We start from the raw sequence: 14,937 nt of genomic DNA, 5'->3' as shown, positions 1-14,937 counted from the left end.
AGCTTGAACAATGCATCTTTCCAATCTATCCAGTCCAGAACTCAAGCCGCACAAACGCTGGTTGCCATCCCTGATCTGGTTGGTGCCGCTCATCTCCGCGTTGATCGGTGTGGCGCTCGTAGCCAGATCCGTTGCCGAAAAGGGACCGGTGGTGACTGTCACCTTCAACAATGCGGAAGGCATGGAGGCAGGCAAGACCAAGGTCAAATTCAAGGACGTCGAGATTGGCTCGGTGCAGGCCGTCAAGCTGTCGAGCGATTTGCGGCGCGTCTTCGTAAGCCTGCAGTTGAGCAAGGACGCAGCGAAATTTGCGACGCAAGGCACGCGGTTCTGGGTGGTGCGCCCGCGCGTGGGTGCCAACGGTATCTCCGGCCTCGGTACCTTGCTCTCGGGTGCCTACATCGGCGCGGATATTGGGCGCTCGACCGAAAGGCAGGCGGCGTTTCAGGGTCTTGAGAATCCGCCCATTGTCACGACGGGGCAGCCGGGGCATCAGTACACGCTGCGAGGCGAATCGCTGGGCTCGATCGATATCGGCGCCCCGATCTTCTATCATCGCATCCAGGCGGGTCAGGTGGTTGGCTACTCACTCGATCCGCATGGCGCGGGTGTCATCGTCAATGTCTTCGTCAATGCACCGTTCGACCAGTACGTCAGTACCAATTCGCGGTGGTGGCATGCCAGCGGCGTCGATCTGCGTCTCGATTCCAACGGTCTGAAGCTCAATACGCAATCACTTGCGACCGTTGTCGTCGGAGGGCTGGCGTTCCAGTCTCCCGCAGGGCAGGACACCGGGCAACTGGCAGCTGACAAAGCGGTCTTCCGCCTTGCTGCTGACGAATCGGACGCCATGCGCGAGCCCGACGGTTCGCCGCTCAATGTGGTCATGCGCTTCAATCAGTCTTTGCGTGGACTGTCCGTTGGCGCGCCCGTCGACCTTCGCGGGATCGCGCTCGGGCAGGTGACCGACATCGGTATCGAATACAACGAAAAACAGAAGAGCTTCAGCATGAAGGTGTCGATGGCGCTTTATCCTGACCGGCTCAGCCGGCGCTCCAGTGAGGCGCTGCCCGCGCCGGACACGCCCGGCGGGCACGAACTCGTGCAGCACCTCGTGACGGAAGGGTTGCGCGGGCAATTGCGGACCGGCAACCTGCTGACGAGCCAGTTGTACGTCGCGCTCGACATGTTTCCGAAAGCGCCCCGGGCGAGCGTCGATGTGCGCCGCAACCCGATCGAACTGCCGACCGTGCCGAACACGCTCGACGAACTCCAGGTGCAGGTGGCGGACATCGCGAGGAAACTGAACCAGGTGCCGTTCGACCGAATAGGCGCCAACCTGAACGGCGCGTTGGAAAACGCCAACAGGCTGTTCGGGCATATGGACACAGAGGTCGTCCCGCAAGCCCGCGAGACGCTCGCTGCCGCACAAAAGACATTTAACACCGCCGAATCGACTCTGCGGCAGACTGCGCCGATGCAGTCGGACGTTCAGGAGGCCATGCAGCAACTGACTCGTACGCTGCAGTCTCTCAATACACTCGCCGATTATCTGGAGCGTCATCCCCAGTCGCTGCTGTTCGGCAAAAAAGGAGATAGGCCATGATGCTGAGGCAACCCTGTTCATGGCGCATGATAATACGGACCGTGACCGTCATTGGTCTGGCCATCGTGACGGCGTGCGCTTCGGCGCCGACGCGCTTTTACACGCTCGGCACCGACGCACAGCCGAGGATTACTAGCAGTACTGCAAGTCCATCATTTCGTATCGAGGTGCGTCCGGTGAAGGTACCGACCGCCGTAGCGAGAAGCCAGCTTGTGGTACAGATTAATGCGGCACAGGTGCAGGTGCTGGAGGACGATCGGTGGGCGTCGTCCCTCCCGGACGAAATTCGCGATGCGCTGATTGCTCGCGTGAACCAACAGGCCGGCGCGCCAGGTGCGGGGACGGTCGCCCATGGCGAGGATGTTCCGGTATATCAGATTGCCGTCGATGTTCAGCGCTTTGAATCCTGGCCCGGTTCACATGTGCTGATTGACGTCGTATGGACCGTACGCACGTCGGCGGACGTCGAGACATTGACCTGCCACAGTGCAGTGCGCGAGCCCGTGTCTGACGGATATCAGGCGCTCGTAGGTGGCCACCGCCGCGCGATTGGCGTAGTCGCTGCACAAATCGCCAAAGTTGTACGCGCCTCCGCCGCAAGCGCGACAGATAGTCCATTGAGGTTCACCGGGGCCGCGGGCAAAGCGGCGAAGGGGATCTCCTGCCCGCATGCGGCAGACGGCGCCCAGGCAGCCGCTGACAGTGCGATTGCGCCCCTTGAGGAATGAGTCCGCTTGTCCGTCGCCAGTCTGTGCATACCTGCGCGGCGGCCCCGCCCAGATGCGCAAGCAGGTCGATCATCTCTAAATTTAGCTCTTCGACCGGTGGTGCGATCGGCGCGAGACTACGCCATTACTCTATCTGCTGCATGCCTTGCCGCTTCAGCGTGGACGCCGCATCCGGTCCGGCCCGAGTGTTTAGCGCTAGATCTCTCGAGGTATCACTGCAAAGCACCGGACACCGAAGACCAGGAGATGATCGCGAGCGTCCTTGCGCTTGGAATGATCGAGTTACGCGGGCACGGGTCGAATGGCCACGCGTGGCGATGTTTCCCCGCCGCCATCCGATGACAATCAGTTCGCACGCTTGGCAAGCGGCAGCCACGAAAGAACGCGGTAATCACATGGTCCGTCTAGCCAGAGCGTGACCACACAAGTTGCGCGCTTCGCGATCCTCAATTGTCCTCGACGGCTTCATCGACGATGGGCAATGGCCGTGCTGCGATCTTTTCCGCCTCAGCGCGCTTTAGCCCGAGTGTTTGCAGCAACATCGCTGCCGTGCGCTCCGGGAAGTGCTCGCCGCTGAAGCCGAGTTCTTTCAGTACGCCCGGCGAGCTCGCGCCCGGCGCGACGAAGTTCAGCTCGGCGGCGATCGCACAGAGGACCGTGCCGCCCACTGCGAGAAATCCGATAAACGGGTCAGCAACGACGAACCGTTTCGCGGCAATGCCGTTGCCGATGTCGCGCAGTAGCCGCTGGCCCAGCCCGCGGCTCATCGCGCGCGCAGAAAATCCTTCACGTATTAGGAAACGTCCCCACACCGGATCGTGCCGCGCACGCAGGACAGTGTGGCGCACAGAGACGGCGACTACCTCTGCGGGATCGGTAATGCCCCCTGCAAGGCGATCGAGCATGTTCGCGAATTCTTCAAACACGTTATCGACGAGCGTCGCGTAGATCGCTTCCTTCGATTCGAAGTGGTTGTAGAACGAACCAAAGCCTACGTCGGCGGCCTCGGTGATTTCGTTGATCGCCACGCCCTCCATACCCTTTTCGGCCATCAACCTGAGGGCGGCGTCGAGCAGACGTGCACGCGTCTCGCGTTTGCGTCGCGCGCCGCGTGGCTCCCGCTCTTCTACTACGGCAGGCGGATTGACGGGTGCAGCAGCGCTGGAACGTTTGGCTGGCCGGCGATGTGTCGCGTTCGTCATGATGATCCCAAGTCTGGTCATATCCGCAGTATAGATGCAAACCTCTATATTGACAAAACGATCAGCTATGAGTTTAATGTCACAAACGGCCACGGAGAGCCGGCCTTGTAAATGGAGACGGAGTGACTGTGGAGACAACAGCAAAAGAAGGTGCCGGGCCGTTCGCCTCGCACGGCCCGGCTGGTCGGCGGATCGACACGCTTGCGCCAATGGTGGATGTTCTGTTGGTGGGTTGCGGACCGGTAGGCGCAACCATTGCCAATCTTCTGGCGCGCCATGGCGTGAACGTGATGGTTGTCGACAAGTCGACAAAAGTGTTCGAGCCGCCCGGTGTGATCGAACTCGATGAGGACGCGCTGCGCGTCCTTCGGCTTGCAGGCATTGAGAAGCGCGATCTTGAGACGATAGCCATTCCAGTCGCCCACGTGCGTCCCCCCTCGCGTCACCAGTTCGCCGAGGTCGATTCGCTTGACAGCCTCGATGGTCACCCGAAGCTCAAGTTCTATCAGTCGGAACTCGAGCGTTGCCTCCTTGCTCGGCTGCGGCGCTATGAGTGCGCTCGAGTTGCGCTGGGTGTCGGGCTAATCGGCTTTGCGCTGGAACGGGATCATGTGCTCGCACGGCTGGACTTGGGGCATAGGCGCACGCATGTGATTCGCGCACGCTACCTGGTCGGCTCGGACGGGGTGAACTCGCTGGTGAGACAGTTCATCGGAAAGGAATTCGAGCGCAAGACCTTTGCCGAGGAACGACGCCTGCCGGATGCGCGGCGTGCTCTCCATTCAAGCGGTCTAACCGTTAATGCTTTCAGCAAAGGGCGTGTGTTCCTCGCGGGGGACGCGGCCTGCATCACGCCGCCATTCGTCCGCCGCGGGTTGGTCGAGGGACTGCGCGACGCAGCCAACTTGAGCTGGAAGCTTGCATGGGTGGTTCAGGGGCGAGCCGACGCACGCATTCTCGACACCTACGACCAGGAGAGGCAGCCCCGCTCGAAGCCGATGATCAAGCTCGCAAGATTCATGGAAAAGCTCGTCATTCCGCGCCATGGCGTCGTCGCCCCGTGGGCTCATGGGCTGACGCGCTTGTTGTGCCGGGTGCCCCGGCTGCACCTGCAGATCGCGGAATGGCAGAGCAAGTCAAATACTGCATCTGCAAGAGGTCTGTTCGTCAAAGGCCGCTCACCGACGAAACTGGTCCGGGGCGCTGTCATCGCGCAGGGGCGGATACGAGGTGCGGACGAGAAAACGTGCCTGAGCGACGAGGTGTTCGGGCAGGGACTGGTGCTGATTGGATTTGGCACGGATGCCCGAGCTTCGCTCGATTCTGCTACTGCCGCGGCGCTCGCTCGTGCTGGCGGAAGCATCGTGCAGATCGCGCGCTGTGGACGGCGGAGTGACAGCTGGGAGGACCTCGACGGTGTGTTCCTTCCGCATCTTGTACCGGTCGGATGGGCCGCCGTCGTACGGCCCGACAAGACCGTGGTTCACGACGGACCGGCGACCGACGCGCAGCGGCTCGTGCGCGAGAGTCTTTCCTTGCTAGGTCAGCACTGCTGGTTAGCCAGTGAGCACGACACCGCCTGGGGTCTCAAAACCGCTATCCACACCGCGTGAGTATTCGCCATGAAACTGACCACTACACATCCGGCTCGCCACCCGAATCCCACGACGAAAGCGTCGGCATTGGCCTATCTGATATTCGATCGGCCAAACCTTGAGAAAGCCGAGCAGTTTCTCAATGACTTCGGTCTTCGAACCGTGTCGCGAAGTGAAGCGCTCCTCCTCTTGCGAGGAACGGGTGCTTCGCCTTTCTGCTACGTCGTTCGGAAGGCTTCAAAAGCCCGTTTCGTTGGCTTCGGGTTGCAGGTCGATAACCGGGCCGATCTTGATGCACTTGCAAAACTGCCTGGCGCTTCGGATGTCGAACGGTCCCCCCTGCCAGGCGGCGGCTATATGGTACGACTGACGGACCCGTCAGGTTTTCGCGTCGACGCGATATGGGGCCAGGCGCGCACTGCGCCCTTGCCCCATCGGCCAGCATTGCCGTTGAACTCCGTGGATGCGACCGTCCGCATCAATGGGACGCAGCGGCCGCCCGAGCACGCCCCGGAAATTATCCGGCTCGGACATGTCGTGCTGGAACTCGCCGACTATCAGGAAACTTGCGCATGGTACACGCAGTGTTTCGGCTTCATCCCGAGCGATGTACAGGTGCTTCCCGATGGCTCGCCCGTCGTTGCGTTTATGCGGCTCGACCTGGGTGACAAGCCGGCCGATCACCATACGCTTGCACTCGCACAAGGCTTTCTGCCCACCTACAGCCATAGTGCGTACGAACTTGTTGATGCCGACGCGGTCGGCATGGGTCAGCGCATCCTGCGCGAGAAGGGATGGACGCACGCGTGGGGAATTGGCCGGCATATCCTGGGCAGCCAGCTCTTTGACTACTGGCAGGACCCGTGGGGCAAGAAGCACGAACACTATTGCGACGGCGATCTCTTTACCGCCGATGTGCCGGCGGGTGTGCACGCGGTGAGCCGCGAGGCGATGGCCCAGTGGGGGCCGACGATGCCGCGCAGCTTCACGAAGCCGAGCTTCACCCCCGCGAGCATCGTGGCGCTCATCAGGAACCTGCGCCGTAGCCCCGACCTGACGCTGAGCAAGCTGCGGACATTGGCGAAGATTTTCGCCTGAACAACCCCTTCTATAGCATCCGGAGATCGATAAATGGCACTTCACGTTCTGCATTACTTGCATGATGGCCGCGCCCAGTGGGGCGTGGTTGCACATGGCGCTATCACGCCGATCCCCGGCGAGTTTGAGTCGACCGCTGAGTTTATCGAGGCCAACCCAGTTGAACGACTATTGTTGCTAAGTGCTCCGACGATTCCGGAATCGAAAGTGCAATGGCTATCGCCCGTGACGGCCAATCAACAGTTCATCTGCCAGGGCGCGAATTATCGCCAGCACATGATTGAGTCCGGCATGGACCCGGATGTGAAGAAATTCAACATGATCTTCACGAAGGCGACGAGCTGCATCGTTTCGGCCGACTCACCTGTAGTGAAGCCAAAAGAGGTCCAATTTCTCGACTATGAAATCGAACTCGGTCTCGTCCTCAAACGAAACATCACGTCCGGCGAAACGGTCACCGACGCGAACCTGCACGACTACATCGCCGGCGCCGTCATCGTCAACGACTATTCCGCGCGCGATATCCAAATTCCGCAAATGCAGTTCTACAAAGGCAAGAGTTATCGCACCTTTGGCCCAGTCGGTCCTTATCTTTGCCTCCTGGAAGAACAGGACAGTCCGAAGCTAAAGGAGCTCGTGCTGACGCTGACGGTCAACGGAACGGTCCGCCAGAATGACACCACGGCGGGTCTTGTCTATGGCCCGGCAGAGACGTTGACGGAGCTTTCCCGCATACACGACTTGCACACCGGGGACCTGCTCGCGACCGGCACCCCCTCCGGTTGTGCACTGACCATCCCGTCACCTGAAAAGCAGCGCGCCGCGGCGCAACTGCCTGAGGCCGAAAAATGGCGGCTTTTCTTGAAGATGCAGGAAGAGAGGCCGCAATACCTGCAGGTCGGGGACGTCGTGGAAGCGCACATTGCCAGCTACGACCGCTCGATCAATCTGGGCGTGCAGCATAACGTTGTCGTCGAAGAGGCAGCATGAAAGGCGTCGCACACGTACAGGATGTCCTTGCCATCGAAGCGCAGGGGCAGGTGGCCGATCTCCCGTCGAGCACTTACGACATGATTTGCCGGGGCGCCGCCATCAATCCATCGGCACCGGCCCTTTCGTTCTTCGCAACGGCCGACGACTATCGAAACCCCGAAAGCTGGACGTATCGTGAACTGATGCGCGATGTCACGCGCACCGCGAACCTGTTCTCGCGACTGGGCGTTCAACGCAACTCGGTTGTTGCCTATGTACTACCCAACCTCCCCGAGACGCACTTCGTGATCTGGGGCGGCGAGGCGGCTGGGATTGTCTGCGCCATCAATCCGCTGCTTGAAGGGGAGGCCATCGGCGAGCTGCTGGTCGCCTCAGGGGCTAGCGTGCTTGTCACACTGGCGCCGTTTGCCGGGATTGACCTTTGGCAGAAGGTGCAGTCGGTATTGCACAAGGTTCCCGCACTACGGCATCTGGTGCTTGTCAATCTGGTCGACCGAATGTCGACTGAAAAGCGATTCGTGGCGCGGATGCTCCAGCGTGGCGAGTGTTCGCGGTTGTATGGCGAGGGCGGTGTGCGTAGCGCGGTTCCTGCGCAGATTGACATCCACGACTACAGCACCGCAATCGAACGGGAGTCGGGCGTTGCGCTCAGCAGCACGCTTCGAATCAGCCTCGATGACATATCGTCCTATTTCTGCACGGGCGGCACCACGGGACTGCCGAAGCTTGCGATGCGCCGGCACGGCAACGAGGTGGCGAATGCGTGGAGTGCAGGTCAGTTTTTCGGCGAAAGCATCGGCCCGGGAAAAGTGATTTTTTGCGGATTGCCGCTGTTCCATGTCAACGCCGTCACGGTGACAGGGCTGCTGGGGTTCTCGCGCGGTGCCCACATCGTGCTCGGCACACCGCAAGGTTATCGAGGCGAGGGCGTTGTAAAGCACTTCTGGGAGATTGTCGAGCACTATCGCATCAACTTCTTTAGCGGTGTCCCGACACTTTACGGGTCGCTGCTGGACGTTCCAGTCGGCGAACACGACATCAGCTCGCTCGAGTATGGCCTGTGCGGCGCCGCCCCTATGCCGGTGGAGTTACTGCGCACTTTCCAAAATCGTACCGGAATAAGAATCCTCGAGGGCTACGGCCTAACGGAAGGTACCTGCGTGAGCAGCGTCAACCCGCCGTTTGGCGAACGCAGGGTCGGTTCAATTGGAATTCGTCTTCCCGGGCAGGCGATGAAAGCAGTGGTGGTCGATGAAGCCGGCCGATATATACGGGATTGCGAGGCGGATGAGGTCGGCCAACTGGTGATCTCCGGCGCCAACGTGTTCGTCGGTTACACCCGTCCGGAGCAGACCACCGACATCTGGATGGAGTTGGGTGACGGCATGAACTGGCTTAACACTGGCGACCTCGGGCGCCGCGACGCCGACGGCTATTTCTGGCTCACCGGCCGGAAGAAGGAGCTCATTATCCGGGGCGGACACAACATCGACCCTGCGGCAATTGAAGAGCCACTGCATCGCCATCCCGCGGTCCAGATTGCTGCAGCCGTGGGGCGTCCCGATATGCACGCGGGCGAGTTGCCGGTCGCGTATGTCCAGCTAAAGCCAGGCACCACGGCAACCGAGGCGGAATTGGCCGAGTTTCTGCGTCACGAGATCAACGAACGCGCCGCGCTTCCCAAGGGAATACGCATCGTGGATGCGATGCCGCTGACGGGCGTCGGCAAGATCTTCAAGCCCGCGCTAAGACGCCGGGAAACGGAAGACGCCCTACGGACGGCATTGGTGGAGGCGGGCGTCGAGGACGCAACCGTGAGCATCATTGAAGACACCGCTCGCGGGATGGCACTCCACGTCGAACTTCCTAACCCCGCGCGTGAAGCATGGGCGATAGCCGCGCTTGGGCGCTTTCCGTTCGCATTTACGGTCTCGTCCGCCGCGAAGCCGTCACCGGAAGGGCACCGCTGACAGACGAACTCCATCAGAGACGCGTGGGCAGCCTAAGGTACACGAACCACGACATCGGTGGGCGCGTTCGGTCACGCCTACGGGCCCCGGTGGCGAGCTTCAAACGCGAGCGTCATGAGTTACAAGCTCGCAACGGTTAGGTGGGGAAGAGAATGAATATTGCATCGGCGGTTTCAAGCCGAAGTGCAACAAGGGGTTAATGTTTAGCGTCTTGAGGTTGACTTGCTGAGGCGAGCGTGGCGGCGAAGACCTCGAACGGTGAATGAAACGCGTGAGTTGCGCGCGGCCGGTTGTTCAAGCTGTCGGCGATAGCATCGAGTTCGTCTTGTGTGTAGACCGAGAGGTCGGTTCCCTTAGGTAAGTACTGGCGCAACAATCCGTTGGTGTTTTCGCAAGTGCCGCGTTGCCACGGGCTGTGCGGGTCGCAGAAGTACACGCGCACGCCGGTGGCCGCGGCGAGTTCCTGATGGCGCGCGAGTTCCTTGCCCTGGTCATAGGTGAAGCTCTGGCGCAGGGGTTCAGGAATCGAATTGAGTTTGGCCGAGAAGCCCGCCAGAGCTGAGGCGGCCGTAGCATCCTCCATCTTGGCAAGCAACACCAGGCGGCTGGTGCGCTCAACCAGTACGCCAACGGAGGATTGGTTGCCGGCGCCTTTTATAAAGTCGCCTTCCCAGTGTCCAGGCAGCAGGCGGTCTTCGATTTCGGGCGGGCGCACGTGAATACTCACCATCTCGGGAATCTGCCCGCGTCGGTCTGTGCCGCGTGTGCGGGACATACGGGTACTGTGGCCGTGGCGCAGGCAGGCAATCAACTGGCGGCGCAGTTCGCCGCGCGGCTGAGCGTAGATAGCCGTGTAGATGGTTTCGTGCGATACGTGCTGGGTCGGGTCGGTCGGATACATTCGCCTAAGTGTGCCCGATATCTGCTGGGGCGACCACTTCCAGTCCAGCAACGTGAGCACAACCCGCCAGCGAACGCCCTGCGTGCAAAGCTTGGCGGGGCCGCGCCCAGCGCTACGGCGGGCGGCGCATAGTGCTTGAGCTGGCACGGATGCGTAGCCAGCAGGAGAGCTGTTGCGCGTCAGTTCACGGCTCACGGTGGACGGCGAGCGACCGAGCATTCGGGCCATGGCCCGAATGCTCACATCCTGCAGTCGTAGGCTTGCGATGGCGAGGCGTTCTTCAGGTTGAAGATGCTGGTATGAAATAGTTTTGTCGGGCATTGCAACACCTTATACGAGATAGGTGTTGCACCTCGCTTTTGAGGCCGCCATCGGAAAGGTCCTTGCGGTCGCTCGTTGAAAAATGGCTCGGGCCAATCTCTGCGGTACCGGTTCGGGTTACGCGATTTGGTCATGCATCCTCGAACCAGAAACACGGTGTGCGTATCGAGCTACTGTTACCAACAGGGCCGGTTGGACTATTTTTCTTTCGCCACCGCGACGGTGCTTGGTGTGTGTTCCCGCCTGAGGCTGAACGCTTGGCGATGCGCCCATCTTAGTTTGGAGATTGAGGCATATATCAGGAGACGTACGGAGGGCAGAGTACATACCGCGTAAAAGCAAGAAGCTGGATATCGTAATTAGTATAACTACTTAAATGCGTCACCTTTAGTGTTCGTGGTCGGAAGAAGACCGTGAAGAGCGATCCAGTCACGCAGGACGGAGCGCGGACTTGTATCAAATGATGTACCGGGGGCTCATAAGAATATCAGGCAACGAGACAGGAGAAGACACTTGAGGAATTACAGGCGAACCATCAGCTCCGCCGGCATGGCGGCTTGCATCTGCTCGGCTGCGCTGACCGACAATGCCGATGCGCAGTCAGCCGGGAGCATCACACTGTCGACAGGTTGGCTCCACGTCGCGCCCCAGGGCAACGCAACGCCACTCACCGTAGAGAGCGTTGGTGGCGTAGCCGTGAATCAGCAGCTGGTTGGGAGCGGGGCACATCCGACCTCGACGGACACGGTGGGGATTACTGCAGAGTACTACGTTACGGACAACATTGGTGTCGCCATGCTTGTGGGGCTGCCGCTCAAAGTCAATCTGGTTGGAGAGGGGACGCTACAGAAGTATGGCAACCTCGGCTCGACCAAGCCGATGCCGCCCGCCGTTGAACTTCGATACCACCTGTTTTCAGCCGAATCGAAATTCCGTCCATTCATAGGACTTGGCGTGAACTACACGTGGTTCACTCAGGTTCGGATTTCCAATAGCCAATTTGTGACTGATAACTTGGGACCCGGAGGTTCGGCGCACGCGGAACTCAGTTCATCCTGGAATCCCGTGTTTGAGATCGGGGCAAATTACGCGATCACCAAACATTGGTCGGTCGGAACCTCGGTCGGCTACATTCCCGTGAAGACCCACCTTACGTTGTACGGGCAGACCGCAACGGGAACGCAGATCGTTTCCACATCGACGCTTCGACTCAATCCGCTGAACGTCTTCGTGAACGTCGCCTATACGTTCTAGCGCGTACAGGTCATCAGCGCGCCAATCGAGAGGGTTGAATGCTCATCAAACACATGGAATACGTCATGTTTCGCGTCACCGGACCCGCCTGTGGTCCGCGATTTCCAAGGCCGACTACGACCTATCGCAAGGCATGCTGCCGCAATAAGGCTCGCTCTTGCCGGGTCTACAACCCACAACGCAGCATGACGACGCTTGCCCGGGCTGCTCGCATGATTGGTGAAGCGGTCAGTCGTGCCGTCATGCCAGCGCTAGCGCAGCGAGCCTCCATTTGGATCGAATAATGAAACGACAGGCTCTGAAGACCATTCTTTTTGCGTTGCCCAAGGTCCTCGACCTGACGGCCCGCCGCTTTCCAGTCTATCGTGATCGCCTGAAGGAGCGTGATCTCGTGGCGTGGATCGGACTCGCGGATGAAAGCATCGGCCGCGTCATCACGTTCAAGAGCGGGCGTGTTCGGTCACGCGCCGGCAAGCATCTTCGGCCCGACGTGCGCATGGTGTTCAAGGATGTCGCCACGGCACTTAAGTTCCTCTCGCCCAGCCCGGACCAAGGCGAAATCATCCACGCCGCGAAGAACTTCAAGGTGGTCACCGAAGGCGAGGACGAACTGTTGGTTTGGCTGTTGCAAACCCTAAGCATGATGCAGACCGTCGGCCTGCCAATGGGCATGCCCATGCGTGACGGCACGCACCGCTACACGACCTGCACCAACGGCGGGCCGCTGTTCGTATACGTGAAGGACGGCCGAGTCGTTCGGGTGACGCCCATCGATCTGGACAGCAAAGATGCGTCGAGTTGGGTCATCGAGGCGCGCGGACGCCGCTTTAGCCCGCCACGGCGTGGCTTGGTCGCGCCCCATGCCTTGACGCTCAAATCGCTCGTCTACTCGGACAAGCGCATCCTTCATCCCATGAAACGGGTCGACTTCGACCCTGACGGCGAACGCAATCCCGAGAACCGGGGGAAGTCAGGCTATGTCCGCATCAGTTGGGACGAGGCGCTGGACATGGTTACCAAGGAAATCAACCGGCAGAAGCGTGTTCACGGTCCTGGTTCCATCACCTTCCCGATGTCGTCCCACCACCAATGGGGCAATGTGGGCTACTACCTCAGCGCGCTGACGCGCTTTGCTAACCTGATTGGCTTTACCCGCGTTGCCGCCAATCCCGACAGTTGGGAGGGATGGTACTGGGGCGCCATGCATCATTTCGGCAATTCGATGCGCATCGGCGTGCCGTCCGGCTATGGCGGCATCGAGGATTGTCTTCAGGAAGCCGACATGATCGTCTTCTGGTCCTGCGATCCCGAAAGCACCAACGGGGCCTATGCGGGTTTCGAAGGGACACCGCGTCGGTTATGGGCCAAGGAACTTGGCATCGAGTTCGTTCATATCGACCCGCACTGCAATCCCACAGCCCAATTGCTGGGCGGGCGCTGGATTCCTGTTCGACCGCAAACTGATGCTGCGTTGGCCACGGCCATCATGTATGTGTGGGCCGTGGAGGGCTTGTACGACAAAGATTACATCGCCACCCGTACAACCGGGTTCGACGAGTGGAAGGCCTATCTGCTGGGCGATACGGACGGCGTTCCCAAGACGCCCGAGTGGCAGGAGAGCGAGACCAGCGTGCCCGCCAAGGACGTCCGGGCGCTGGCGCGCCTATGGGGAAACAAGAAGGTCCATCTCGCCGTCGGAATGACGGGCGCGGGATTCGGTGGCGCGGGCCGTGGCGCGACCGGAGCGCAGTGGGCGCGCTGCATGATCATGATGATGGCGATGCGGGGTTGGGGTAAGCCGGGGGTCAATTTCGGCTGTCTTGAAGTCGGTGCGCCACACGACCTCCATTTCTATTTCCCTGGCTATGCGGATGGCGGCATTTCCGGCGACCTCGCGTGGACCGCTAATGCGGTCAACAATTACCAGCGCATGCCGCACATCCTGACCATGAACCCGGTCAAGCAAATGGTGCCGCGGCAGCAACTGCCCGATGCCATCATCAACGGCCATGCGATTGGCTATCTTTGGGACGGCATTTCCCAGGAAGCCCAGTTCGCACCATTCAGCTACCCCATGCCCGGGTATTCGCCGATCCACATGATTTATCGTTACGGCGGGTCCGCGTTCAGCACAGTGACGAATTCCGGACGCTGGGCCGAGGCTTACCGGCACCCAAGCATTGAGTGCGTAATCAACCAGTCGATCTGGATGGAGGGCGAGGCGCAGTTTGCCGACATCATCCTGCCAGCGTGTACTCCGCTGGAGCGCTGGGACATCGGTGAATGGTCGAATTCCGGTGGCTATGCGCACCATGGACACGGCACGGTGAATCATCGCATGGTGACGCTGCAGCACAAGTGCATTGAGCCTCTGGGTGAATCCCGTTCGGACTACGACATTTTCACCGCCATCATGACGCGGCTTGGCTTGGGCGGCGTGTTCACCGAGGGATGCCGCGAACTGGACTGGGTCAAGCGGGTTTTCGACTCGTCGGATTTGCCCGATCATATTTCGTGGCGCGAATTCTGCCGCAAGGGCTATTTTGTCGTGCCACCCGAGAAGCCCGAGCTACGCCATCCGGTGGACATGCGTTGGTTCGCGGAGGGGCGGCGCAAGGACCTGCAAGAACCCCATCCGCTACCGTCCCAGTTCGCCGAAAAATTCGGCATGGGCCTGCAGACGCCGAGTGGCAAGCTGGAATTCGTACCCGAGCTCCTTAAGCGGCACACGGCAGACAACCCCGATCGGCCCGCGCTCAACCGGTATATCCCCTCTTGGGAGGGCCTACGCTCGGAGCAGGCTCAGCGCTATCCACTGCAGTTGATCGCCACCCACAGCCGTTACAGCTTCCACACCCACTGCGACGGGAAGAATTCCTCGGTCAACAGCGTCGAAGACCATCGCGCACTGCTTGGCGGCCACCGCTTCTGGCTGCTGAGACTGAGTCGGGTAGACGCGGCCATCCGGGGCATTTCGCATCGCGACCTCGTCAAGGTTCATAACGACCGGGGCGCCGTGATTTGCGCGGCCGACGTCTCGCCCCTGGTCAATGCGGGAGTGGTCAAGTCGTACGAGGCGAGCGCCGAATTCAAGCTGATTGAGATCGATGGCGAGCGCGTCGAAATTGGCGGTTGCATGAATATGCTTACCCCTGACCGGCCGCAAACCGCCGGCACAAGCAGCATGAGCCCCAACTCCTGCCTCGTACAGGTCGAAAAGTGGAGAAGTGCCGAGGCGTTCTTGCTCGGTCGCGCAGCGTGAGGAACAT

At 60.4% G+C, this 14,937-nt stretch carries 10 protein-coding genes; 8 read left to right on the top strand and 2 right to left on the bottom strand.

Annotated features, from left to right (window positions below):
- Positions 1-10 precede the first annotated feature (10 nt).
- Both ACEN42_RS11615 and ACEN42_RS11610 read left to right on the top strand, forming a co-directional pair.
- On the top strand, positions 11-1,606 hold the full coding sequence (locus ACEN42_RS11615; protein WP_371880002.1) for an intermembrane transport protein PqiB: 1,596 nt from the start codon (positions 11-13) through the stop codon (positions 1,604-1,606).
- Entirely contained in the window at positions 1,603-2,334 is a 732-nt protein-coding gene (locus tag ACEN42_RS11610) for a membrane integrity-associated transporter subunit PqiC (protein WP_371880001.1), read from the top strand. Before ACEN42_RS11615 ends, ACEN42_RS11610 begins: the two co-directional genes overlap by 4 nt.
- A gap of 446 nt (positions 2,335-2,780) precedes the next feature.
- Here ACEN42_RS11610 and ACEN42_RS11605 read toward each other — a convergent pair whose 3' ends face one another.
- Positions 2,781-3,536 (bottom strand): TetR/AcrR family transcriptional regulator, encoded by a 756-nt coding sequence (locus tag ACEN42_RS11605; RefSeq protein ID WP_371880000.1) that lies wholly within the window; start codon positions 3,534-3,536, stop codon positions 2,781-2,783.
- Between the two features lie 122 nt (positions 3,537-3,658).
- On the opposite strand from ACEN42_RS11605, the gene ACEN42_RS11600 reads away from it, so the two are divergent.
- The 4 genes from ACEN42_RS11600 to ACEN42_RS11585 are packed head-to-tail and all read left to right on the top strand — an operon-like array spanning position 3,659 to position 9,192.
- Positions 3,659-5,149, top strand: a complete 1,491-nt coding sequence (locus tag ACEN42_RS11600; protein WP_371879999.1) for an FAD-dependent monooxygenase — start codon at positions 3,659-3,661, stop codon at positions 5,147-5,149.
- Positions 5,150-5,158: 9 nt separating this feature from the next.
- The gene (locus ACEN42_RS11595; RefSeq protein ID WP_371879998.1) at positions 5,159-6,229 is read left to right on the top strand and encodes a VOC family protein; all 1,071 of its coding nucleotides are present in this window, start codon (positions 5,159-5,161) and stop codon (positions 6,227-6,229) included.
- Positions 6,230-6,262: 33 nt separating this feature from the next.
- Entirely contained in the window at positions 6,263-7,219 is a 957-nt protein-coding gene (locus ACEN42_RS11590; RefSeq protein ID WP_371879997.1) for a fumarylacetoacetate hydrolase family protein, read from the top strand.
- The gene (locus ACEN42_RS11585; RefSeq protein WP_371879996.1) at positions 7,216-9,192 is read left to right on the top strand and encodes an acyl-CoA synthetase; all 1,977 of its coding nucleotides are present in this window, start codon (positions 7,216-7,218) and stop codon (positions 9,190-9,192) included. Before ACEN42_RS11590 ends, ACEN42_RS11585 begins: the two co-directional genes overlap by 4 nt.
- Positions 9,193-9,388: 196 nt before the next feature.
- On the opposite strand, the gene ACEN42_RS11580 is transcribed toward ACEN42_RS11585, so the two are convergent.
- Positions 9,389-10,399 carry an IS30 family transposase gene (locus tag ACEN42_RS11580; RefSeq protein WP_371881115.1) on the bottom strand — a complete coding sequence of 337 codons (1,011 nt, stop codon included), beginning with the start codon at positions 10,397-10,399 and terminating at the stop codon, positions 9,389-9,391.
- Positions 10,400-10,963: 564 nt separating this feature from the next.
- Between ACEN42_RS11580 and ACEN42_RS11575 the strand changes: the two genes are divergently transcribed.
- A complete protein-coding gene (locus ACEN42_RS11575) occupies positions 10,964-11,668 on the top strand; it encodes an OmpW family protein (protein ID WP_371881116.1) in 705 nt (234 codons plus the stop codon).
- A gap of 283 nt (positions 11,669-11,951) precedes the next feature.
- The gene (locus ACEN42_RS11570; RefSeq protein WP_371879995.1) at positions 11,952-14,930 is read left to right on the top strand and encodes a molybdopterin-dependent oxidoreductase; all 2,979 of its coding nucleotides are present in this window, start codon (positions 11,952-11,954) and stop codon (positions 14,928-14,930) included.
- Positions 14,931-14,937: the final 7 nt, after the last annotated feature.

This window comes from Caballeronia sp. S22 (genome assembly GCF_964261745.1).
In the GTDB taxonomy this organism is placed as follows: Bacteria; Pseudomonadota; Gammaproteobacteria; order Burkholderiales; family Burkholderiaceae; genus Caballeronia; species Caballeronia jiangsuensis.
The sequence above is the reverse complement of the archived record's forward strand: the minus strand, read 5'-3'. Positions and strand labels throughout refer to the sequence as shown.

Bases quoted from the DNA above. Each gene is read 5' to 3' on its own strand.
- ACEN42_RS11585 (WP_371879996.1), top strand. From the start codon at position 7,216: ATGAAAGGCGTCGCACACGTACAGGATGTCCTTGCCATCGAAGCGCAG.
- ACEN42_RS11615 (WP_371880002.1), top strand. From the start codon at position 11: ATGCATCTTTCCAATCTATCCAGTCCAGAACTCAAGCCGCACAAACGC.
- ACEN42_RS11595 (WP_371879998.1), top strand. From the start codon at position 5,159: ATGAAACTGACCACTACACATCCGGCTCGCCACCCGAATCCCACGACG.
- ACEN42_RS11610 (WP_371880001.1), top strand. From the start codon at position 1,603: ATGATGCTGAGGCAACCCTGTTCATGGCGCATGATAATACGGACCGTG.
- ACEN42_RS11605 (WP_371880000.1), bottom strand. From the start codon at position 3,536: ATGACGAACGCGACACATCGCCGGCCAGCCAAACGTTCCAGCGCTGCT.
- ACEN42_RS11575 (WP_371881116.1), top strand. From the start codon at position 10,964: ATGGCGGCTTGCATCTGCTCGGCTGCGCTGACCGACAATGCCGATGCG.
- ACEN42_RS11570 (WP_371879995.1), top strand. From the start codon at position 11,952: ATGAAACGACAGGCTCTGAAGACCATTCTTTTTGCGTTGCCCAAGGTC.
- ACEN42_RS11590 (WP_371879997.1), top strand. From the start codon at position 6,263: ATGGCACTTCACGTTCTGCATTACTTGCATGATGGCCGCGCCCAGTGG.